Source organism: Halomonas marinisediminis (assembly GCF_004347715.1).
Taxonomy (GTDB): domain Bacteria; phylum Pseudomonadota; class Gammaproteobacteria; order Pseudomonadales; family Halomonadaceae; genus Halomonas; species Halomonas icarae.
Map to the genome: position 1 here is coordinate 1 of NZ_SLTR01000104.1, position 343 is coordinate 343.

The 343-nt window shown below is 61.5% G+C and carries 1 protein-coding gene; it reads left to right on the forward strand.

Annotated elements, in window-relative coordinates; translation table 11 throughout:
• Positions 1-343: VCBS domain-containing protein (locus tag E0702_RS16005; protein WP_132045583.1), on the forward strand; the 343-nt coding region annotated here is incomplete at both ends.

Consider the following 343-nt stretch of genomic DNA (forward strand, 5'->3'; position numbering starts at 1 on the left):
CGTCGAGCACCAATGCCGATGGCGACCTGGTGATTGACGGTGAGTACGGCACCCTGACCATCAAGGCCGATGGCAGTTACGACTATGTGCTGGACAACACCAATCTGAACGTACAGGGCCTGTTGGCTGGCGAAAGCCTGAGCGAGACGTTCACCTACACCCTGACCGATGGCGATGGGGATACCGCGGACGCGATCCTGGATCTGACCATCAACGGCGCCGACGATGGTGTGACGGTCACGGTACCGGCGGACACCGCCGCGACCACGCCGGATGGCGACAACACGGATCATGTCGTCTTTGAAAGCGGCTTGGCCGATGGCTCGAAGCCGAGCGCAACCGA